Origin of the sequence: Humibacillus sp. DSM 29435 (genome assembly GCF_001758225.1) — a bacterium.
Lineage (GTDB): Bacteria > Actinomycetota > Actinomycetes > Actinomycetales > Dermatophilaceae > DSM-29435.
In genome coordinates this window covers 107720-129293 of record NZ_MAST01000009.1, presented here as the reverse complement: position 1 = coordinate 129293, position 21574 = coordinate 107720, and the positions used below count along the sequence as shown (strand labels likewise).

The 21574-nt window shown below is 71.2% G+C and carries 22 protein-coding genes; 6 read left to right on the top strand and 16 right to left on the bottom strand.

Annotated features, from left to right (window positions below; translation table 11 throughout):
• The first annotated feature begins 51 nt into the window (after positions 1-51).
• From BA895_RS07810 to cobA, 6 genes are all read left to right on the top strand, one after another.
• Entirely contained in the window at positions 52-393 is a 342-nt protein-coding gene (locus tag BA895_RS07810; protein ID WP_070191317.1) for a hypothetical protein, read from the top strand.
• Entirely contained in the window at positions 390-1841 is a 1452-nt protein-coding gene (locus BA895_RS07805; RefSeq protein ID WP_070191316.1) for a hypothetical protein, read from the top strand. Before BA895_RS07810 ends, BA895_RS07805 begins: the two co-directional genes overlap by 4 nt.
• Positions 1842-1981: 140 nt before the next feature.
• A complete protein-coding gene (locus BA895_RS07800) occupies positions 1982-2431 on the top strand; it encodes a M50 family metallopeptidase (RefSeq protein WP_175442276.1) in 450 nt (149 codons plus the stop codon).
• A gap of 27 nt (positions 2432-2458) precedes the next feature.
• Positions 2459-4168 (top strand): nitrite/sulfite reductase, encoded by a 1710-nt coding sequence (locus tag BA895_RS07795; protein WP_139142557.1) that lies wholly within the window; start codon positions 2459-2461, stop codon positions 4166-4168.
• A gap of 5 nt (positions 4169-4173) precedes the next feature.
• On the top strand, positions 4174-4935 hold the full coding sequence (locus tag BA895_RS07790) for a phosphoadenylyl-sulfate reductase (RefSeq protein ID WP_083283121.1): 762 nt from the start codon (positions 4174-4176) through the stop codon (positions 4933-4935).
• Between the two features lie 22 nt (positions 4936-4957).
• Positions 4958-6196, top strand: a complete 1239-nt coding sequence (cobA, locus tag BA895_RS07785) for a uroporphyrinogen-III C-methyltransferase (RefSeq protein WP_070191314.1) — start codon at positions 4958-4960, stop codon at positions 6194-6196.
• A gap of 122 nt (positions 6197-6318) precedes the next feature.
• Here cobA and BA895_RS07780 read toward each other — a convergent pair whose 3' ends face one another.
• The 16 genes from BA895_RS07780 to pnuC form a co-directional block, all read right to left on the bottom strand.
• On the bottom strand, positions 6319-6972 hold the full coding sequence (locus BA895_RS07780; RefSeq protein ID WP_070191313.1) for a VWA domain-containing protein: 654 nt from the start codon (positions 6970-6972) through the stop codon (positions 6319-6321).
• Between the two features lie 54 nt (positions 6973-7026).
• A complete protein-coding gene (locus BA895_RS07775; protein WP_083283099.1) occupies positions 7027-7434 on the bottom strand; it encodes a hypothetical protein in 408 nt (135 codons plus the stop codon).
• Between the two features lie 126 nt (positions 7435-7560).
• Positions 7561-8469, bottom strand: coding sequence for an anti-sigma factor (locus tag BA895_RS07770; protein WP_070191312.1), 909 nt, complete (start codon positions 8467-8469; stop codon positions 7561-7563).
• Complete coding sequence (gene sigK, locus BA895_RS07765) at positions 8466-9077, bottom strand: ECF RNA polymerase sigma factor SigK (RefSeq protein ID WP_070191311.1); 612 nt, start codon at positions 9075-9077, stop codon at positions 8466-8468. Before sigK ends, BA895_RS07770 begins: the two co-directional genes overlap by 4 nt.
• A 45-nt stretch (positions 9078-9122) precedes the next feature.
• Positions 9123-9776: a fasciclin domain-containing protein gene (locus BA895_RS07760; protein WP_175442275.1), complete on the bottom strand. Its 654-nt coding sequence runs from the start codon at positions 9774-9776 to the stop codon at positions 9123-9125.
• A 199-nt stretch (positions 9777-9975) separates the two neighbouring features.
• A complete protein-coding gene (locus BA895_RS07755) occupies positions 9976-11472 on the bottom strand; it encodes a molybdopterin-dependent oxidoreductase (RefSeq protein WP_070191310.1) in 1497 nt (498 codons plus the stop codon).
• Positions 11473-11530: 58 nt separating this feature from the next.
• Positions 11531-11974 carry an SRPBCC family protein gene (locus BA895_RS07750; RefSeq protein ID WP_070191309.1) on the bottom strand — a complete coding sequence of 148 codons (444 nt, stop codon included), beginning with the start codon at positions 11972-11974 and terminating at the stop codon, positions 11531-11533.
• Positions 11975-12015: 41 nt separating this feature from the next.
• Positions 12016-12582, bottom strand: coding sequence for an SRPBCC domain-containing protein (locus BA895_RS07745; RefSeq protein WP_254666382.1), 567 nt, complete (start codon positions 12580-12582; stop codon positions 12016-12018).
• Positions 12579-12908 carry a helix-turn-helix transcriptional regulator gene (locus tag BA895_RS07740; protein ID WP_254666381.1) on the bottom strand — a complete coding sequence of 110 codons (330 nt, stop codon included), beginning with the start codon at positions 12906-12908 and terminating at the stop codon, positions 12579-12581. The genes BA895_RS07745 and BA895_RS07740 overlap by 4 nt, the downstream gene beginning before the upstream one ends.
• 162 nt (positions 12909-13070) lie before the next feature.
• Positions 13071-14465 carry a hypothetical protein gene (locus BA895_RS07735; protein WP_083283098.1) on the bottom strand — a complete coding sequence of 465 codons (1395 nt, stop codon included), beginning with the start codon at positions 14463-14465 and terminating at the stop codon, positions 13071-13073.
• The gene (locus tag BA895_RS07730) at positions 14458-15075 is read right to left on the bottom strand and encodes a hypothetical protein (RefSeq protein WP_070191307.1); all 618 of its coding nucleotides are present in this window, start codon (positions 15073-15075) and stop codon (positions 14458-14460) included. The genes BA895_RS07735 and BA895_RS07730 overlap by 8 nt, the downstream gene beginning before the upstream one ends.
• A 4-nt stretch (positions 15076-15079) precedes the next feature.
• The gene (locus tag BA895_RS07725) at positions 15080-16897 is read right to left on the bottom strand and encodes a DUF58 domain-containing protein (protein WP_070191306.1); all 1818 of its coding nucleotides are present in this window, start codon (positions 16895-16897) and stop codon (positions 15080-15082) included.
• Positions 16894-18039 carry a hypothetical protein gene (locus tag BA895_RS07720; RefSeq protein WP_139142555.1) on the bottom strand — a complete coding sequence of 382 codons (1146 nt, stop codon included), beginning with the start codon at positions 18037-18039 and terminating at the stop codon, positions 16894-16896. Before BA895_RS07720 ends, BA895_RS07725 begins: the two co-directional genes overlap by 4 nt.
• On the bottom strand, positions 18036-19631 hold the full coding sequence (locus BA895_RS07715; RefSeq protein WP_217493857.1) for an AAA family ATPase: 1596 nt from the start codon (positions 19629-19631) through the stop codon (positions 18036-18038). The genes BA895_RS07720 and BA895_RS07715 overlap by 4 nt, the downstream gene beginning before the upstream one ends.
• Before the next feature lie 182 nt (positions 19632-19813).
• Entirely contained in the window at positions 19814-20854 is a 1041-nt protein-coding gene (locus BA895_RS07710) for an AAA family ATPase (RefSeq protein ID WP_070191303.1), read from the bottom strand.
• Positions 20851-21450: a nicotinamide riboside transporter PnuC gene (gene pnuC, locus BA895_RS07705; RefSeq protein ID WP_070191302.1), complete on the bottom strand. Its 600-nt coding sequence runs from the start codon at positions 21448-21450 to the stop codon at positions 20851-20853. The genes BA895_RS07710 and pnuC overlap by 4 nt, the downstream gene beginning before the upstream one ends.
• Positions 21451-21574 lie beyond the last annotated feature (124 nt).

Genomic DNA, 21574 nt, shown 5'->3' with positions numbered 1-21574 from the left:
CCGCTCATCGCCGCCACCGAAGCTCGGCACAACGACAAGGAGATCCACACCATGACGTCCGCGACCAACCACCAGGAGACGACGATGAAGGCGACCGGAACGGGTCGGAGGCTCACCTCAGCGGCGTCGTTCGCCGCCGCTGCCATTCTCGTCGCCATGGTGGTCCAGCTCATCATGGCCCTCGTGCTGAGCGCGACGATCTCGATCTGGGGGCTGCTCTCGGTCACGCTCAACGAGAGCGCCGCCGCCTCCTCTATCGGGTTGGGCTTCAACCTCGGGCAGACCTTCCTGCTCTGGCTGCTGCTCACCGTCATCGGGCTGCTCCCCTGGGGCCGGGCGTCCCGGTCTGACTCGGAGATCCCGGCCGACTCGTCACCCTCCGCGGGAAGATGACTGACCGCCCCGCCCTCCGCGCCCTCCTCGGGCTCTCACGAGCAGTGGTGCGCACCTGGGTCAACCGTGCCTCCGCCCTCTGTGGTGGGCGGGCCCGGTTCCGAGTCATCGTCGCTGTGCTGGCGATCGCGCTGCTCGCGGTCGAGGGTGCCATCATCGTCAAAGCCGGCGGTGCCGCCCCGGTCGGCGCCCAGCCCACCGAGGCGCTGGCTCCCTCGTTGGGCGTGCTGCTGTTCGTCATCGGCATGGTGATGGCGGCCCTGCTCGGCCTGACGATGCCCGACGGCGACGAGCTCTCCGTGTTCATCGCCCCGGCCGGCCTGTCGCGCGGAGTTCGTCGCCTCGGTGCCGAGCTGCCGATGTTCGGGCTGTTCGCAGTCGCCGGTGCCGTGCTCAGCATTCCCATGTCGACGAACGTGCTGCAGGGGCAGCTGAGTGCGTCGGTGCTCGCCACCCGTCTCGTCGGCGCCTTCATGCTCACCGTCACCGGTCTGCTCGTCGGCCGAGCCGCATCGGTCGCGGTCGTGGCAGCACTGGCCCACCTCAGGGCATCGCGGATGCTGTCGACGGGGCTGGCGAGTGCCGTCACCATCGTCATCGGCGGTCTGGTCATGAAGGTCACGCAGCCGACCGTCACCGACGTGACGAGACCGCCGGTGTGGCGCCGGGTGGTCGGTGCTGCGCTCGTTCCCGGGTGGCTGACGCCGGTGGTGGTGCTCGGGCTGCTGGCCGTATGCGGTGCGGCCCTCGTAGCGCTCGTCGGGTTGCCCGCGGGCCAGACCCGGTCGGTCGTCGAACGCCCGGCCGCGTGGCTGCGGCGCCCCGGTCGCCGCGGCCCTCTGGGCGTCGGGTCGGCCACCGCCCTGGCCACCCTGCGCGAGCCCAGTGTGGTGATGTGGCTCGGCTTCGCCGCCGCCGCGCCGCTCCTGCTCCGCGGTGCCTCGTGGGTCTCGGCGCTGCCCGTCGACATCTTCGCCGTGTACGCCGTTGGCCTGCCGGCGCTCACCGCGGCCTACCCGTACGGGGTCACTCGCGGGCTCCGGCAGTGGCGGGCCGTCTCGGCGCCGACCACCCGGCGAGACGTCGCGGCCGCGCTCGTCGCGACGACGGCCCTCGTGGTGGGGGCCGTCGCACTGCAGGTCGTGTGCGGCCTGCTCGTCGGGCTTCCGCCCCAGATCGTGCAATGGCCGCTCGTGGCGATCGTCTTCGCGGCGGCCCTCTGCTGGGGCCACCTCACCCCGGTGGTGCGCGGGGAGTCGTCGACCTGGGTCACCGTCGACCTGCTGGCGGTCGTCACCTCGGCCCTCGTCGTGGTCGGTGGGGTGGCGCTCGCTGACCGCCTGCAGGCGGAGGCTCTCGTGTTCGAGCCCCTGTCGCTCATCCTGCTCGTCGTGGCGGCGGTGGTCGTGCTCGTGCTCGGACGGCGTCGAGGGTCGGTCGTGGTGTGATCCGGTCGGCCACCGGGGCGGCAACAGCATCAGGAGCCGGGCTGGCATCCCGGCCCCCCCGGCCCCCCCGGCCGGCCCGGTCGGCGGGATCGGCGCGGGGAGCTCTTCGGCTGGGACGACTCCTGGTGGAGGCGCTGTGGGTGACCTCGTGGTGGGGCGTACTGCTGCTCGCCGCCGCCGGCCTCGTGGCGTTCGTCTTCAGCCAGGCGCGTCCCCTCGTGCCGTTGGCCCTGGCCGTGTGGGTGTCGTATGCCGTTCACGAAGTGGGGCATGCGGCGCTCGCGATCGCTCTGGGCGCCAAGGCGAAGCAGGTGCGGCTGGTGCGGCGCGGCGCCGGCCTCGGCGTCGTGGCGCCGCCGCTCTCACCCGGCCGCACCCGGACCGTCGCGGTCGGCGGTCCACTGGCCGGCATCCTCGGTGGGGTGCTCGTCGTGCTGGTGGCGGGGTCGGTCATGCACCTCACCGCGCCGCAGCTCGTGGCCCCTCTCGTCGTGGTCGCGCTCAACCATGCCGTCAACCTCCTGCCGACCGCTCCCGACGGTCGCCACCTTTTCGCCCGTGCTCGGATCGTGGACCCCGCTCTGCAATGAATAAGCAGAGGTTATACATTCGATTACATGACGATCACCGAGACGCAGACGCCCACGCGTCCAGCCGCGCGCCCCTCGCGCCCTGACCGCTCGAACGGGCAGTGGAAGGTCGACGGCGAGGCCCCCCTCAACGGCAACGAGGAGTGGAAGCAGGAGGAGGGCGGCCTCAGTGTGCGTCAGCGCATCGAGCAGGTCTACTCCAAGACGGGCTTCGACTCGATCCCTCCGCACGACCTCAGCGGCCGGTTCCGCTGGTGGGGCCTCTACACCCAGCGCCGCCCCGGCATCGACGGGGGGCGCACCGCCCTGCTCGACGACACCCAGCTGAGCGACAAGTACTTCATGATGCGGGTGCGCACCGACGGCAACGCCGTCGACGCCCACGGCCTGCGGGTGCTCGGCAGCATCGCCACCGACTTCGGCCGCGACACGGCCGACATCACCGACCGCCAGAACATCCAGTTCCACTGGATCGGCATCGAGGACGTGCCCGAGATCTGGAGACGCCTCGAGTCGATCGGTCTGCAGACGACGGAAGCCTGCGGCGACGTGCCGCGCGGGTTTCTCGGCAGCCCGGTCGCGGGGGTGGCCGCCGACGAGATCATCGACCCCACCCCCGTCATCCGGGCCATCACCGAGCGCTACATCGGCGACCCCGAGCTGGCCAACCTGCCGCGCAAGTTCAAGACCGCGATCACCGGCCACCCGAGCCTCGACGTCGTGCACGAGATCAACGACATCTCGCTCGTCGGTGTCGTGCACCCCGAGCTCGGCGCCGGCTATGACCTCTGGGTCGGCGGCGGGCTGTCGGTCTCGCCGCGGCTGGCCGAGCGGCTGGGGGCCTTCGTCACCGAAGACCAGGCCGCCGACGTCTGGTACGGCGTCACGTGCATGTTCCGCGACTACGGCTACCGCCGGCTGCGCAACAAGGCGCGCCTGAAGTTTCTCATCGCCGACTGGGGCCCGGTGAAGTTCCGCGAGGTGCTCGAGCGCGAGTACCTCGGCTACCACCTCGCCGACGGGCCGCCGCCGGCCCCTGCCACCGGGCCCGGTGACCACGTCGGCGTGCACCGGCAGAAGGACGGTCGACACTACGTGGGCGCCTCTCCGGTGGTCGGGCGCATCAGCGGCACGTTGCTGACCGGGCTCGGCGACCTCATCGAGCGGGTCGGGGCCGGGCGCGTGCGGTTCACCGCCCACCAGAAGCTCGTCGTGCTCGACGTGCCGACCGCATCGGTCGACGCCCTCGTCGAGGGCCTCGAAGAGCTGGGTCTCACCGCGCGGCCCAGCCCCTTCCGTCGAACCGCGATGGCCTGCACCGGCATCGAGTTCTGCAAGCTGGCGATCGTCGACACCAAGGCCACGGCGGCGGCGGCGATCACCGAGCTCGAGACCCGTCTTGCCGACGTCGTGCTCGACCGCCCGATCCAGCTCAACGTCAACGGTTGCCCCAACTCATGCTCGCGCATCCAGACCGCCGACATCGGGCTCAAGGGCCAGCTCATCACGGTCGACGGTGAGCAGCAGCCGGGCTTCCAGGTGCACCTGGGCGGCGGGCTCGCCTCGGTCGACCGCGACGAAGCCGGCCTCGGGCGAACCGTCCGCGGCCTCAAGGTCACGGCCGACGAGCTGCCCGACTACGTCGAGCGGATGGTGCGCACGTACCTCGACGCCCGCGAGGCCGACGAGAGCTTCTCGGCCTGGGCGGCCCGCGCTGAAGAAGACGCCCTCCGGTGACCGCCGTGTCGCTGGGGCTGCCCACCCGTCGCACCGACCAGGCCCCCCTGTCCCACCGACCCGACCGACCCCACCGCACCATTGACGAGCTGCAGGCCCTGGTCGTTCGGGGGGTTCGCGAGCTGGGCACGAACCCCACCGCCGAGGAGGCCGTCGGCTGGGCGGCCGAGGTCTTTCCCGGCACCCTCGCTGTGGCCTGCTCGATGCAGGATGCCGTGCTGCCGCACCTGGTCTCGCGCTTCGCCGCGGGCGTCGACGTGCTCTTCCTCGAGACGGGCTACCACTTCTCCGACACGCTGGTCACCCGCGACATCGTGGCGGAGGACCTGCCGGTGAACGTCGTCAACGTGCGCGCCGAGCTCTCGGTGGCTGAGCAGGACGAGCGGTTCGGCCCGCGGCTGCACGAACGCGACCCGGCCCTCTGCTGCCAGCTGCGCAAGGTCGAGCCCCTCGCTCGTGCCCTCGCCGGCTACGAGGCGTGGGTCACGGGGGTGCGCCGTGAGGAGTCCCCGACCCGGGCCAGCACTTCGGTGGTGAGCTGGGACGAGAAGAACCGCCTCGTGAAGATCAACCCGCTGGCCGCGTGGACGCACGACGAGGTGCTGGCCTACGCGGCCGAGCACGACGTGGTGACCAACTCGCTGCTCACCGACGGGTACCCCTCGATCGGCTGCGAGCCGTGCACCCGGCGCGTGGCCCCGGGCGAAGACCCCCGCGCCGGCCGTTGGGCCGGGTTCGCCAAGACCGAGTGCGGGTTGCACACGTGAGCGCGCCGGGCGGTGCACGCGGATGCCGCTGAAGTCGGCTCTCCCGCTCGTCGTCGACCTCTCGGGCCGGCTGGTCGTGGCGGTGGGCGGCGGACCGGTGTCGGCCCGACGGGTACGGGCCTTCGTCGAGGAGGGCGCTGTGGTGAGGGTCGTCGCGCCCTGGGTCTGCGAAGACCTGCTCGACCTCGTCGGGGAGGGACGGGTGCAGTGGTGGGCCCGCGACTACGAGGGCGCTGACGACCTCGACGGCGCCTGGCTCGTGCACACCGCCACCGGCGACCGGGTCACCGACACCCAGGTCGCGGCCGATGCCGAGGCCCTGCGCCTCTGGTGCGTCGACGCCACCGATGCGGCGGCCTCGCGGGTCAGCGTCGCGGCGCGCACCGACGTCACCACCCCGGCCGGGCGGGTCACGGTCTCGGCGTACGCCGCCGGCGACCCCGCGCTGGCCACCACGGTTCGCGATGGCATCGCGCTGGGCATCACCTCGGGAGTGCTCGACCTGCGCCGGGGCCGGCGACGCCCGGAGACCGGATGGGTCGCGCTGGTGGGTGGCGGCCCCGGGGCCGACGGTCTGCTCACCGCACGCGGTCACGAGCTGCTCGCGTCGGCCGACGTGGTCGTCGTCGACCGGCTGGCGCCCCGCGGGGTGGTCGACCGGCTGCCGGCATCCGTGCGCGTCATCGACGTCGGCAAGACCCCCGGCCACCACGCGGTGCCGCAGTCGCGCATCAACGACATCCTCGTCGAGGAGGCGGCACGCGGCCTCGGCGTGGTGCGGCTCAAGGGCGGCGACCCCTTCGTGCTCGGACGCGGCGGCGAGGAACGCGATGCCTGTCAGGCCCACGGCATCCGGGTCGAGGTGGTGCCGGGGGTCACGAGCGCGGTCGCGGTTCCGGCCGCGGCCGGCATCCCGGTGACGCACCGCGGCGTGGCTCGTGGCTTCACGGTCGTGACCGGCCACGACGACATCCCCGTGCTGCCGACCGGCTCCGACCACACTCTCGTGCTGCTGATGGGCGTGAACCTGCTCGAGCAGACCGCCCACCGGCTCGTCGAGCACGGTCGAGATGCCGGCTGCCCGGTCGCGATCGTCGAGCGTGGCTTCGCCCCGACCCAGCGCACCACGGTCGGCACGCTCGAGACCATCGCCGGTCTGGCGGCCGAGCGCGGCGTGGTGTCGCCGGCGGTGATCGTCGTCGGTGACGTCGTGCGCCTCGGCCCCGACTGGCCACCCGCCTCCCCGCAACACACCGAGTAGTCCGCAACTCACCCGGTAACTACTCGGTGAGTTCGGGATTACTCGGTGTGTTGTCGGACCGGGCGGGGCCGCGCCCGCTGGCCTGCGACACCGCTGTGGCGTCACGGTCGGTCAGCACCGGTTCAGTCTGCGGCATCCCTGCGCTGCTGGTCGTCGAACCACAGCTCGGCAGAGACGTCCTTGGCCGACCCGCCCGCAGCGACCGCGGCCCGGGCAGCGCCGACGTTGCGGGAGGTTGCCGTCATCATCGCCGCCACCCGACCGCGGCTGTAGGTCATCGACTGCTGGGCGGGGACGCCGATGCTGGCACCGACCTCGATGGCGTCCTGATCGGCCCCGAGGTAGAGGAACTGCCAACCAAACTCGGTGCTCTGTCGCTCGATCATGGCCTTGACGTGGGCGTGCGTGAGCTCGCGAGACGCGTTCTCGAGCCCGTCGGTCATGATGCCGACGATCACCACTCCGGGCCGCTGCTCCTCCGGCAGGGAGGCGAGGCGCGCCCCCGCCTCGCCGACGAGACGACCGATCGAGTCGAGCAGGGCAGTGGTGCCGCGGGGAGCCAACCGCAGCGGGGGAACCACGCCGACGGGGAGGTCGCGGTAGACCTCCTCGTACTCGTTGTCGAACTGCGCCAAGGTCACCCGGCACTCGCCCGGCAACCGGCGCTGCTCAGCCATGAACGCGTTGAAGCCGCCCTCGGTGTCGCTCTTGATGGAGTCCATCGAACCGCTGCGGTCGAGCAGGAAGTAGAGGTGGGTCAGGTTCGGGTTCGTCATGGCTTCTCCTTCGGCGTGCTTCGGGGGGCTGCGGGTCTTCGGGATGCCGGGTCGTCAGGTGGGGCGACGGGCCCGGAAACGCAAGGGGGGTGGCGCCTCGCCGGGGCCGCGGTGGCGCCCCTCCTCGAGGTCGTAGCGCGCTCGTTCGACTCCCGCAGCCGTCACCCGGCCGGCCTCGGACCCGTAGGCCGAAAGCAGGGCGGTGCGCGCCAGACGGGGCCCGACGGCATTCTCGGAGAGCCCGGCCAGGGCCCCGGCGGTGCGGATGCTGCCGCCCTGGTCGAGCACGACCGCGGCCATGGCCTCGTCGATGGCCTTCGTGACGAACGACTGCGCCACCCGTAACAAGGGCAGTGCCTCAACCGGGCTGGCCGGCTCGACGCCCGACAGTGCCGCCCGAGCCGCATCGACGGCCGCCCCGATGGGGGCGGTGTGGCGCTGGTCGTGGTCAGGGCTTGGCATGCTCCGAACGATAACGCAGTAACTGCGGCACCGCAAGACTTGCGCAGACGTCGAAGTACGAAAGTGGCCACTCGACCGATTTCTCAGGTCGAGTGGCCACTTTCGTACGCCGCGTGGCCGAGCCGGTCAGGCAGAGAAGGGGAAGAGCGCCAACGGCTCAGTCGTCGGCTGCTTCGAACCGCCAGTCGGCTCGATGGTGATGCCGGCGCCGGCGGCCGTGGCCGCGTCGCCGCCCAGCACGACCACCTGGTTGCCCGCACCAGGAACGATGCCCGCGGAGGTGAAGGCGCTGTCCTTGCTCTGCAACCAGAGCTGGTAGGTCTTGCCGGCCCCCGGCGAGGGCAGGTCGGTGCCGACCAGCACCGCCTTGCCGAGTGAGGCGGAGCGAACGATGGTGGCGCTGCCGCCGTTGGCGAAGCTGTGAACCGTCTTGGTCGCGTCTGGCGCCTCGAGCACCTGCTGCGAGGCGGACTGGGGGGCCTTCTCGCCCGTGAGGCTGCGCACGATCGTGAAGGTTCCGATGGCGAGCACGGCCGCGGCACCCGCCGCGATGAGACCGCGCCATGGGCTGCGCGTGCCCTGCCGGGCACGGCTTCGGCGGCTGCCCTCCGAGATCGACGAGACGGTGCCGCCGGTCTCAGCGGCGTGGTCATCGGTGGGCCCAGCAAGGGGAGCCGCGGGAACGACGGGTGATGAAGCGGCATCCGTCGGTCGGTCGGTAGGGGCGGGGCTGTCGACGATGTCGCAGTCGCGAGCGCCGAGCGTGTCGGTCGCGGTGCCGGTGCGGCCGGCCGGCTCGGTGAGCGGCGGCAGCTGTCGCACCGACGTGATGCCGCTCAGCACGCTGGCCCGCAGGCTGGCCGGCGGAGCCATCTCCAGGCCCGACGACAGCTCGACTGCGGCGACGCTCAGGCTCTCGACCTCGTCGCGACAGGTGGAACAGTCGGTCAGGTGTCGCTCGAACCGGGCCCGCTCGACGTCGTCGAGAGCGTCAACGGCGTAGGCGCCGGAGAGCTCGTGGATCTCATCGGTCATGTCGTCACCCCCAAAGTCTCTCTGAGTCGTATGAGGCCATCGCGGATGCGCGTCTTGGCCGTTCCGAGGGGCACACCGAGCATGGTGGCCACCTCGGTGTGGGTATAGCCGCCCAGGTACGCCAGCTCCAGAGCGCCACGTTGAGCCTCGGTGAGGGTACTGAGGGCCTCGTGAACGCGTTCGGCATCAAGTCGTTGGACGACCGATTCGGAGGTCGAGTCGTGGCTGACGTCGATGTTGGCGTGTCCGTAGGTTTCGTCCCTGCCGCGTGAGGCCTCTGCCGAGCGAACCCGGTCGACGGACTTGCGGTGGGCGATGGTGAGCATCCAGGCGAGTGCGCTGCCCTTGTCGGCATCGAACCTCGTGCAGTGGCGCCAGATGTCGATGAAGACCTCCTGCGCGACCTCCTCCGACTGGGCGGGGTCACGCACCACCCGGCGAACCAGACCGAACACGCGAGCGGAGGTGAGGTCGTACAGCTCGGCAAACGCCGACTCGTCGCCCCCGGCCGACTGCTGAAGCAGCCTGGCAAGAGCGACGGGGCCGGAGGCATCCTCCGGTGATGACCTGGTGTCATCACCGGAGGGCACTGCCGAGAAGCGGGACATACGCTCCATTGTGTCTGGTCGGACACCGAACTGGCGATCTGGTGCTCAGGGCATCAGGACGGAGTCGATGATGTAGACCGTGGCGTTGGCGGTGGGCACGTTGCCGCAGACGACCTTGGCGTCGGCCTTGCCGACGGTGAAGTTCTCGCCTGAGCCCTTGACGGTGATCTCGGTGCCGGCGAGGGTCTTGTGGGTGCCGGCGAGCATGTCGGGGGAGAGCTTGCCCGCGATGACGTGGTTGGTGAGGATCTTGGTCAGGGTCGGCTTGTCGGCGAGGACCTTCTTGAGGGTGTCGGCGGGGATCTTGGCGAAGGCGTCGTTGGTGGGCGCGAAGACGGTGATCTCGGGGGCCGAGTTGAGGGTGTCGACGAGGCCGGCGGCCTTGACGGCGGTGACCAGGGTCGACAGGAGCGGGTTGGCGCTGGCGGCGGTGGCGACCGGTTCGTTGGCCATGCCGTTGAACGAGCCCTTGCCGTCCTTGGGGACCAGGGCGCAGCCGGCGCCGAAGACGGCGTTCATGGCGTCGGCGCTGGTCTCTGACGGGGCCGGGGTGTCGGTCATGGGGGCGGAGGTCGAGCTGTTGCCGCCGGCGGCGGGTGCGGGGGAGGCGGTGTCGGTGCTCGAGCTGCCGCAGGCCGCGAGGCTCAGGGGCAGGGCGATGGCGAGGGCCACGAGGCTGGTGCGGGTCTTGGTCATCATGATCGGTAGTTCTCCTTGAGAGTGGTTTTGCTGGTTTGTGGGCGGGTGGGTCGTGGTGATCCATCCCGCGTGCTGACTGGTGAAGCACTGTCATCTGTAGTTCGTCCTGCCCGCAGCGGCGGATTGCCAGTGTTTGCAGGTTTTTCGGTCTTTCTTGCGGCGGGGTGGGTGACGTGCGTCACCCACCCCGGCCAGGGCGTCACGTCACGGTGACGACGAGCTCCTGGATGCCGCTGGACCCGCTGGGGAAGGGGGCGGCGCGCTTGCTGCCCTGAACCTCGCCCTGGCGGTCGACGGCACGCACCGAGAGGCGATGCAGGCCGGGCTTGGCGTCCCAGGGCAGGTACCACTGGCGCCAGTAGTCGACGCCCACGTCGGGCCCGAGCTTCGTGTCCTGCCAGTCGTCGTCGTCGATGCGCACCTGCACCTTGGCGACGCCGCGGTGCTGGGCCCAGGCCACGCCGCCGATGGCAGTCTTGCCGGCCGGGATGGTCGACAGCGGTGCGGGCGTGTCGATGCGCGCACTGGTCTTGATCGGAGCGTCGGTGGCCCACTGCCGCTTCGTCCAGTACGACTGGTCGGCGGCATACGTGGTGAGGGTGAGCTTGGTGAGCCACTTGGTGGCCCCGACGAAGCCGTAGAGGCCCGGGGTGATGAGGCGGGCCGGGAAGCCGTGGGTGTCGGTGAGCGACTTGCCGTTCATGCCGATGGCGATCATGGCGTCGCGCCCGTCGGTGATGGCCGACAGGGGGGTGCTGATGGTGAACCCGTCGACGGCGGTGCTGAGCACTTGATCGGGCCGGCCCCTCAGTCCAGCCCGATCAAGCACATCCGTGAGTCGGACACCGAGCCAGCGCGCGGCTCCGACATAGCCACCCCCGACCTCGTTCGAGACGCACGTCATGGTGATGTCGCGCTCGATGAGGGGCATCGCCGACAGCTCGGCGAAGGTGAGGGTGAAGGGTTTTTCGACCATGCCGTCGATTTCGAGGGTCCAGCGGTCGAGATCCACCTGGGGCACCGCGAGGTTGGTGTCGACGCGGTAGAACTTGGCGGTGGGGGTCTGTAGGGGCGAGATGCCCTTGACTGTCGTCTCCAGGCCGGTGGGCAGCGCCTTCGCGGGGCTCTTGGGCTTGGGGAGGGCGATGTTGGCGACGGTGCGGGCGCCGATCTTCAGCTGGCCACCGATGCCGACGAGCACCGCACCGACGGCGATACCGCCGGCGCCGAGCAGAAAGCCGCGCCGGCTCGTGCCGGGGTCTTGGCTGGTCGCGCCGTCGGCCTGGCGCAACAGGTAGAGCAGCGTGGCCACCCCGACGGCGAGCGTGACGAGCGCGGGCACGAGGTCGAGGGCCGTGGCGGTGGGCCGGGCCAGCGCGGCTGCGCCGGCGAGTACGACGAGCAGGGCCACGAGGCCGACCCCGACGGCGCGACGTCGCTGCGACAGGATGCCGGCCACACCGGCGAGCAGGAGGGTCACGATGAACACGGACCCCTGCAGGATCAGCTTGTCGTTGGTTCCGAAGTGGGCGATGGCCCACTCCTTGACCGGAGTAGGGGTCAGGTCGATGACGGTGGAGCCGATGGCGAGCACCGGCGAGGCAGAGGGATTGAGGAAGGCCGCCACCAGGTGCCCGGAGGCGATCCCGGCCAGGGCGGCAAGGATGCCAGAGAGGGCGAAACGGATGCGGGTCATGGGCAGTGGTTCGCCGCGGACGCGCCGACGGATTGCGTCTGAGCGGCCCTGAGACCAGCTAGACCCGGGCGAGCAGCTTCTTCAGCACAGAGGCGTAGGCGCCACGCGCGACCCGCGCCACCACCGGGTCGGCGAGCCGGGGCACGTGGTTGACGGTGATGTCTTGGTGCCACACGACAGTCGACCCACCGGCCCGAGGGGTCACCGTCAGCGTGATCTCACCTCGGACGAGCTTGCCCTCCTTGCGGATCCGGGCCTGCCCGGCAGAGGTCTCGGTCGGCTGGATGACCTCCTCGAACACCATCGGGTCGTCGAAGCCGGCCGGGCCCACCGCTGTGCGGGCGTTGAAGCTGCTTCCGGGAGCCAGCCCGGCGGCATCCAGCGTGTCGCCGGTCACGGTGGTGAGGGGGATGACCACCGAGTGGGCGCGCAGGTCGAGGATGCGCGCCCAGGCGTCAGGCGCCGAGAGGGGTGAGTCGATGCGGATCTCGAAGTGCGCCATGCCACCAGTCTGCCCTCTGCCGGCCCCCGTCGCGCCGATGCTCAGGTGCCGGCGCCGGCCATCACCCGGTCGGTCTCGAGCAGCGTCTTCAGGCTGCTGAGCACCCACGGCCATCCGCCACCACCGGCGCCGGCGTCTCCACCGCCGCGAACGTCCTTGGCGGTGTTGGGCGCTCCGGTGAGCACGTGGGTCAGGGTGAAGCATGACGCGCCCTCCGGGTACTCCTTGATCTCGTAGGTCAGCGTGGTCTCGGGCTCGTCCTGCCACGCCGGCGACCAGGTCATCACCAGCTTGTGCGGCGGGTCGACCTCGATCACGGTGCCGGTGGCCGCCACGTCTCCCATGCCCATCTTCTTCATCTCGGCGGTGGTGAGGTCGCGAACCGCCCCGCCGGGGGTCAGGTCGATCTCGGTCACGCCGCCGTAGCCGAAGCGCTCGCTGAACTCTGCGGTGGTGACGGCGTCCCAGATCTTCTGAGCCGGCGCGTCGATGTAGATCGCGTAGACCTGCACCTCGGGGGCCTCGTCGTTCGAGGCGGCCATCGAGGCTGGCGCAGTGGCGGGGATCGACTTCTCGACGGTCGACGTCGGGTCGGATGAGGTGCTCATGAGTTGTCCTCCAGCTGTCGTTTGAGCTCGGTGAGCGCCGTGACCCGGCGCTCGGTGTACTTGTCGATCCACCGGTCGTGGAGCAACCGGATCGGGACGGGGTTGAGGTGGTGCAGCTTGACCCGGCCCTGCTTGCGGGTGACCACGAGCCCGGCTGCCTCGAGCAGTCGCAGGTGCTTGCTCACCCCGAAGCGCGTCATCTCACTTCGGGCCGCCACCACCGCCTCGAGCTCGCTGAGGCTGCGTCCGTCGCGCTCGAACAGGGCGTCGAGGAGCAGCCGCCGCGTCGGGTCGGCCAGCGCCTTGAACACCAGGTCGTCGTCCACCTCCTGAGAATAGGTGACCAAATGGTCACCTGTCAAAGATGCTCACCAACAACCGTTGGCCGGCCGAGCGCTCGGGTCTGAGCGCGTGTGCGTTGACCGGGGCGTGGGCCCGGAACAGCGCACACGGCACCGGTGCCGACACGTGGCCGGTAGGTAGGCGGGTCAGGCCTCCGAGTGGAAGCGACGCGGTTTCCCGGGCCCGAGGTCGGTCGCGCTGCTGACCGGCACGACGGCCACCGGTTGGTCGAGCAGCGTCGCCACGGCGTCACGGGCACCAGCCGGGTCGCCGCCCACCGAGCGCACGACCACTGCCCCGTCGGCATCCTGCTCGACCGTCCACGCCCGGATGCTGTGTCGCTGCAGCTGTTGCGTCAGCTCGACCGACTGCACAGACCCTCCACGGCCGGTCACGAAGCACACCGCCTCGCGACCCTCGAGTCCGACGAGTCGCCGCTCTCGACCGGTGCCGACGAGGGCGGCGCGGTCGCCGGTGCGGTAGCGCAGCAGCGGTAGGTACGGGTTCTCCAGCGCCGAGACGACGACCTCGCCCGGCACGCCGTCGGCGACAGGGCGGGCGCGGTGGTCGACCACCTCGACGAAGATGCGGCGGGGCACGAGCAGGTGCCCCTGCCCGGCCGTTGCCTCGCCCGCTACTGGGCCGGTCTCGCGCAGGCCATAGAGGTCGATGACCGGAGCGCCGAGCGACGCCTCGAGGTGGGACCGGGCGGGGACCGAGAGCTCGACCGCGCCGGAGACAGCGGCGAGCGGTCGCGTCGGCAGGTCGAGGGCGGCGTACGAGAGCAGCGTGAGGGCCGAGCCCGACACGACCTGCGGGTCTGCAGCACAAAGAAACTCGCGGCGGTCGTGCTGGCTCGACCACGCGCTCGCGTGCAGGCTCACCCGCGCCATGCCCTGCTCAGAACGGGTGGTCAGCACCGAGGCGTAGGTGAACGCCTGAGCCTGGTCGACGACGCTGAGCAGGCCGAGCCGGTCGGGGTCGGTGGGCCACGCCACGCCACGCGCCGACAGGAGGTGGTCGATGAGCGGAAGGTCCTTGGCGATGTCGACCGGATGCCAGGGGATGACGAGCGCAGAGCCGGTGCTGCCCGAGCTGGTGCCCTGCACGACCCGGTCGAGGGTGACATCGGTCGGCACGAAGTCAGCGATCGACCGGGCGAGGTCGGCCCGCCCGATCACCGGAACGTCGGCCCACTCCCGCACGCCGAGTCGTCGCAGGAACGGCACGACCCGTCGGAGCCGTTCGAGCTCGACCAGCAGCCAGTGCGGCGGGATGCCGTTCGTGGCCCCGCTGTCGGCAGGTCGGCTCAGGCCCTCCGCCCAGGTCGCCAGCGCGAGGTGGTCGGCGCTCGTGAGCAGGTCTCCACAGGCGTGGGTCCAGACCGGGGCATGCGGGTGGTGCCGGAGGGTCTCGAGGCGGGCGAGGCCCGGGGGCGAGAGGGTCGGCCACCGTTCGGCGTCGTCGCGAACGGCATCCCCCATCGCGGCGTAGCCCGGCAGCGCGAGCGCAGGCGAGAGTAAGACCTCGGCGTCAGACATGGGTGTACTGCGCCGCCGCTTCCCTGGCCCGCTGTTCGGCCAGCCGCCGGGCCAGTTCGGCGGCCTGAAGCTGCTCGACCGCGGCGAGACGCAGCGCACCCTCACGCACCGAGCTGCTGAGGGAGACCCAGGCGTCCTCGGCAACGTCGTGGCTCTCACCCCGAGGGCGGATCATTAAGGCGCGCAACAGGGCTCGCACCACCTCCTCGTGTCGCTCCGGGTCGTCACCGAACCACGACCGAAGCGGAACGGCAGCAACGTGGGTGGCGAAGGTGGCCAGCGACCGAACGACCTGCTCACCGGGCTGCGGGCCGACGATGCGCGAGAGCTCTGGGTCGGTGACGAGCCAGCAGCCGACCTGCGTGGCCAGCCTCGACGGTAGGTCGGTCGAGTCGACCCTCGTCCAGTCGCGGCACGGGCTCGACCCCAGCAGGTCAAGGGTGTCGTTGACGACGGCGCGGGTGACCACGTCGTGGGCCAGGAAGTCGTCGGGAACGCGCAGCAGCCGGGCCGTGAGGCTCTGGAGCCACGGGCCCTCGACGCTGCCGGGCAGGGGATGGTCGAGCGGAGCCGTGCGGGGGGTCTTGTCTCCCGTTGTCGATCTCGGCATCTCGTCATCGCCTCCTGGCCGTGCCGCGGGCGCCGGTGCGCTGCCAGTGGCGCCGGGCAAACTCCTTGGCGAACCCCACGATGTCATCCGGTGCCTGAACCGCGATCACCGCGTAGTCGCCGGCGATCGCCCGGGCCTGCTCGATCTGGGCCGGGGTGACCTGCAGCACCAGGGTGCCGCCACCGCCCGCGCGGTCGAGGGCCTGATGGGCGGCCCCGGCCAGCTCGGCGGGCTGCCCCTGCCCGAACAGCGAGCTCACCCCGTCGTCGGAGAGCACCGCGATGTGGCACCGCCTGGCCCGATCGGAGTCGTGCGCCGACGGGCCAGGGGTGACGTGGTGGGCGGCTGCGAGCTGCGCGAGGGGAAAGCTGGTGCCCCCGCCGTGGTAGGTGAGCAGGGCGGCCATCGCGGCCGCCCGATCGCGCGAGAAGTCACCGCTGGCCGTGACCTGACCGGGGCTCGCCCAGCTCGTGACCCGCACTCGCGCCCCGACCCGCAGCGCCGACAGCACCAGCACCGCGCCGCCGAGCACCGCGGGGGAGACGAGACCGCGGGGGTTGGGCATGGAGCCCGACGAGTCGACGTAGAGGTCGAGGTCGACGGGCCGCTCGTCCGGGTCGTCGCCCTCGCTGCGTTCGACCACCCGGCGCTGGGTGGTCAGGCCAGGCAGCACGGTTGCCGACCGGGTCGCCGTTGCGAGCCAGTCGATGTCGGAGATGTCGTCGCCGAGCTGCCACGTCTCGAGGCCCTGCAGCTCGGGTTCGCTCGTCGGGGGGTCGATCTCAATAGGGAAGGGCACGAGGTGACGTCGGGCGCGCGCGGCGTACCAGTCGACCGCGGCGTCGCGGCCCAGGCGCAGCGCCCCGTAGAGGGCGGCCAGGTCAGATGGGCCGAAGCCCTGCCCTGAGCCCTTGCCGGTGCCGTGGGGCGAGCCCGTCGGATGCCGTGCCGGGGGCTCTTCGTCGACGATCGCCGGGGCCTGTGGGTTGACGCGTGGGTCGAGCGCAGGATGCACGACGGGGTCAGCGAGCGAGTCGTCCTCGGCGACGTCGGGAACCGCGCGCCCGTCGTTGGTGACGTGGCACGGCGCGACGAGCTGCCCGGGAGCCACGGTGTCGCTCTCGGGCAGCCACCGCCGCATGAGGGCGGCGAACCCGGCTGCCCCGCCGACGGGGTCGCGGGCGAAGACCCGCGCGTGCCGGGCGAGAAGGCGGGCGTCGAGCTCGAGCTGCTCATCTCGTGGCTTCGTGACCAGGGTGCCGCGGGTCAGTGACCACAGCAGCTCGTAGGCGCGCAGGTAGAGGTCGAAGAAGGATGCCGGGTCGTGGCCGGCCGCTCTCATGGGCGCGGGGTACGGCGTCGACCCGGCTGGGGTAGCGGCTCCTTCGGACTGTCGGCGACTGGCGACGTAGGGGGCGGTGAGGTCGAGCCCGTGCCGCCTGTGCAGGCGGTCGTTGATGAGCAGATCGGTCCACAGGTTCGACACCAGGCGGGCGTGCTCAGGACGGTCGACCAGGCCCCGGCGACAGCGTTCGACGATACGGGCCTGCCCGGTCACGTCGGCGGGGGCGAGCACGTGGTGGCCGATCTCATGAGCGAGCACCGGGAGGGGGATGTCGGCGATACCGAGCGAGACGACCACACGCAGGTCGATGGTGGCGTGCACCTCGCTCAAGTCGAACCAGGCGAAGCTCGCCGACCCGGGCGGCGAGGTGTCGGTCAGAAACGCCGGGGGCGCCAGTCGCAACGACGGGCCCCAGCAGGCAAGGGCGGCCGGCCAGGCCTGCGACCACTGTGCGACCAGCGCCGGGTAGTCGGTCACGGCGCCTGCAGCTCGGGTGTTGGTGCGCCGCCGTCGTCGGGCACCAGGCTGAGACGGTGGCTGTGGGCGTGGCTGACCAGCGCCAGCCCTGCGGCGCGCGCCGCACCCGTCACGTCGCCGCCGTGCCCGGCCCACCCTGGCGGTAGCTCGATGGGCTGGGGTGGCGAGCCCGACTGAGGTGGCCCGGCCGACTGGGTGCCGTAGGGGTCGAGCGTGCCGGACCCCTCCGGGGCGGCCAGCACCGCGGTGCCGAAAGCATCGGTCAGCACCGTGAACCGTTCGCTCCCCGAACGCACCGACCACCGGTGCCCGTCACCCCCGAGAACCACCGGGGGCAGGCGCCACGGCCCCCCGAAGCCGCGAAACGCCCCGATCGAGCGGCGTGAACCGGCGACTCCCGGCCACTCACCGGGGCGGCTCGCGTTCGCCGCGAGGGCCGAGCGCACGGTGGCCGGGCCCCCCGGCGTGCCGAGCACGGCCGCAGCAACCTCTGGCGGCAGGGTGAGCGCGGCCGCCCGTGCCGCCCCGCGCAGCCGCACGAACCCGGCTCGCCACGCCGCGACGGCCCCGACCTCTCGCAACCGGAGGTCGCTCAAGGGCTCGCCCTCCGGCCAGGCCCCGACGGCGCTCTCGACGCCGCGGGCCCACCCGGTGACGTCCACCTGGCCATCGAGGCGCGCGGCGGCCTCGACGAGATCGCCGATCGCGGCGGGCGTGCACCCTCGATCGGCGGGCACGAGGGGAGCGACCCACCGCACGACCCACTGCGCGAGCGAGCCATCGGCGAAGCGGCGGGCGGTGACGAGCCGGATGACGGTGCTGGCCCACCCGAGTGCCCACTCGTCAGTGAGCGCAACCGAGTTGGCCACCGCACGTTGCCGGTCGAGGAAGGGTTCGAAGCCAGCACCGGCGAAGCGCAGGGCGACGGCCAGCTCGTGGTCGTCGACACCGCCGGCCCGAGCGATCTCGAGGGGTCGAGCGAGGGCCTGCGCGTTCCGGGCGACCGCGTCGGCCCAACGCGGCGCTGGGCTCGCGTCGGGGTTTGACGGCTGCTTCGACGGCGGCCCTGACGGCGGCCCCGTCGGCGGCCCGGTTGCCGAGTCGGTCACGGGCTCAACGGCATCCGATGGCTGCTCGGTCATCGTGACCATCGCAGCCAGGCCAGATAGTTCGTGTAGCGCTGGTGGAGGTACTTCACCGCCAGCACGTCGTCGTAGAGGTGGCCGTAGAGCTTTCGCTGCCCCGCGATCGAGGCGAGCAGCCGTTCGAGACCAGAGAGTCGTTCGCGCACCTGACTCTCTCCCAGGCCGTCGAGGCCACGGTCGAACAGGTCGAGGGCGGCGCCCACCGGGTCGTCGGTGTCGAGCCCGTCGGCGTCGAACTGTCGGCACGTCGTGTCGAACATCGAGCGCAGCCATGACACGCGGTCGGTGCGCAGCTCGGCCGACTCCTCCAGGTCGAAGACGCGGGCCTCGGTGTCCATCGGCAGCTTCTGGAAGAGCACGAACGGCAGCACCGCCCGAACGTGGTCGACGCGCACCTGCGGCTCGCCGCGGAAGTGGGCCATCGCCTTGCTGTAGAGCACGAGCGACTGCAGCGAACGCACCGACAGGCCGGCCGTGGTCTGCGTGCCGACGTCACTGCGTGCGTCGCGACCGGTGTCGTCCTGCTGCACGAGGTGCGGGTCGACGCCGGCGAGGCGAGCGGTGTCTTTCGTGCGGTACTCGAACTGCCGCCCGGCCCGCTCGAGGTACTCGAACTGCCCGGCGAAGTGCTCCATTCGGCGCAACACCGGCCGGGGGATCGGCACCGCGAGCACCTCGCGGTGCAGCCGGTCGTGCTCGGCCTCGGTGAACACGATGCTGTCGGGCACGACCTCCTCGGGCCGCACCCGGCGCTCGGCCCGGGCGACGAGCGCCGAGAGGAAGCGGTGGTTGAACGGCAGGGCCGCGACCACGACGTCGATGCGGTCGCGCAGCGCGTCGATGACCTGGTAGGTGCCGCCCCCGGCGTCGTCGTTGGCCGTGAGGTACCAGGCGCTCCGACCGGTCTCGTAGACCTGGTCGAAGCTCTCGACGTAGCCGTCAGCCAGCACCGTCAACAGCGCCGACTGCGTTCGGGTCGGGATGCGGTTGTACTCGTCGATGATCTTGACCCGCATGCCCAGCCACGACCGCCAGGCCACGTCGACGTCTGACAGCTTCTCGGCCTCGACGAGGTCGCGGGGCAACGGGGTGCCGAACAGGTCAGACACGGTCAGCTGGGGGTGCCCGTGCTGCATGGCCCGTCGCATCTCGTGCGGGGTGTATCCCGCGAGCACCCCCATCAGCAGCGAGCTCGCCGTCTTGCCGCGTCCTGGCCCGCCGACGAGCAGGCACCGCCCGCGCACCATGAACGTGAGCAGCGGCATCAGCACGAAGCTCGAGTAGGACTGACCGCTCGGCAGTACAAGCTCACCACCGCTGTCGCCCAAGCGAACTCGCTGGCTTGGGCCGTCGTCGAACTCGACGTCGTAGTGCGGGCTGATGATGGCGTGGTTGGTGACCCAGAAGTACGCCTGTCGCAGCTTCTCGTCGAGGGCCGGCCCAGCGGCATCCGACGTCGTCGTGGCGGAACCGTAAAGGTCGCTCAGGTCGAGCTCGTCGCGGGGCGCGCTCGCGGGAGTGGGGCGGGTCGGTGCGTTCGACACGTGCCCGAGTGCGCCTGGGCCGCTCTGCTCCCCTGAGGTGGTCACGGTGAGATTGTGTCAAACACCAGGCCGGATGCCGGTTCTCAGCGGTCAAGCGGCGGATCAGTCTGCGTTCAGTGCTGCCCTGACGACACCATCTGCAGACTGATCCGCCGCTTGATCCCCGCCGGCCGTGGTGGCGACGCCAACTGCCCGCCCCACGGGCCAGAACCGTCGAAAGGACGGGTTCAGCCGAGGGGGGCCGCGAGGTGCCAGCCGGCCGCGACGACGTCATCGACGGCGGCGACCCCGGCCGCGAGCCGTTCGGCGGGTGTGCCCCGCACCTCGAGCCAGGGCACCCCGCGGTCAGCCTGCACCTGCCCGAGAACCTCACGAAAGCGCTGCTGCATCTCGGTTCGCAGGTGCTGGCCGTCTCGCATCCCGTCTTGCACGAAGGGGATCTCGTCGCCGGTGAGCAGGTAGAGCGCCGGGGCCGGCCGGGCGGCGGCGGCCGCGACCACGGACGGTGAGGGCCGCCCGATGTACCGTTCGTGCCAGAGAGTGGTGGTGAGCACGTCGGTGTCACACACGAGCAGCGGCCGTCGCACTCGGCCAGCTGCGCGGTCTTCCGCCGCCGCCTGCTGCAGCGCGACAAGATCGAACTCGACTGAGTGCCAAGCAGATCGGGGGCCCCCGGGGCGGTGTTCGGTCCATTGCCGGCCGTACTCGGGCACCACCTCGGTTCCGTAGTGCTGACCGAGGGCACGCGTCAGGGTCGTCGAGCCGGTTGATTCCGCACCGAGCACGACAACTCTCTTGGTGAACCAGCGGCGCACCGGGGTGGGCAGGGCCCACCAGCTGCCCGCCGGGTCGTCGCGGATCGCTGTTCCCGAGATCGGGGTCGAGGCCCGGCCGGGGTCGACCTGCACCCAGACGGCTCCGAGCCGACGCGCCATCTCGGCCCCGTAGGCGTCACTGGTGAACACGGCATCCACCGGCCCGTCGAGATGCGACGTGATGACGGCCATGTGCAGGTCCCACAGCGCGGGAGAGTCGAAGTCGACCTCGGCGTCGTCGAAGGCGGCGACGACTCGGGCGTCGGGGTGCTCGCCCTGCACCCACCCCACGCGCACCGCCGCAGGAATCGACTCGACACCGTGCACCATCACCTCGACGGTCACGCGGTCACAGCTCGACGTGGCCGCGCGCACGAGGGCTTGGTGGCCGGCGTGGAGGGGGTAGAACTTGCCGATGACCAGGCCGTGCCGGAACCGTCGGGGGCCGGTCACGAGACCACCGCCCGCTCGCGCACGACCACCGCGGTCGGGGCTTCGTCGCGCGCGCGCCACCACTGAGCCAGGCCCACCAGGCAGAGCCCGAGGAACCCGAGGTAGAGCACCGCCGTGAGGGTGAGCCCCTTGTGCAGATAGAGCGGCACGTGCACCAGGTCGGCGACGATCCAGAACACCCAGCTGCCGACCCACTTGCGCCCGAGCATGACCTGGGCGACGAGGCTGACAGAGGTGGTCAGTGCGTCCCAGGTGGCGACATCCGAGTCGGTGTGGCTCGTCAGCAGGGCCCGGATGGCCAGGGTGAGAGCGCCGACCACCGCGACCGCGACCGGCCATGCCCAGCGCGGCGTTCGACGCACCACGAGTGGGCCACGGCCGGCTCCGCCGTGCAGCCACCACCACCAGCCGAGCAGGCCCAACCCGATGTAGACGACCTGCAGCACGGCATCCGCATACAGACCGGCGCCGACGAACAGCACGATGAAGAAGATGTTGTTCGCCACGCCGACCGGAAAGTTCCAGACGCTGCGTCGCACCGTGAGCCACACGCACAGGGCGCCGGTGGCGAAGCCCAGCACCTCGGTCCATTCCATACGGCCACGCTAGTGCGACCGGGCCGGGCTCGCCGTCAGCGCCGACAGCGGCGGCAGCGCCGACCTCGGCGACAACGGAGACAACCCTGACACCTGTCACGGGTAGTTCATGACGCCTGCCCGA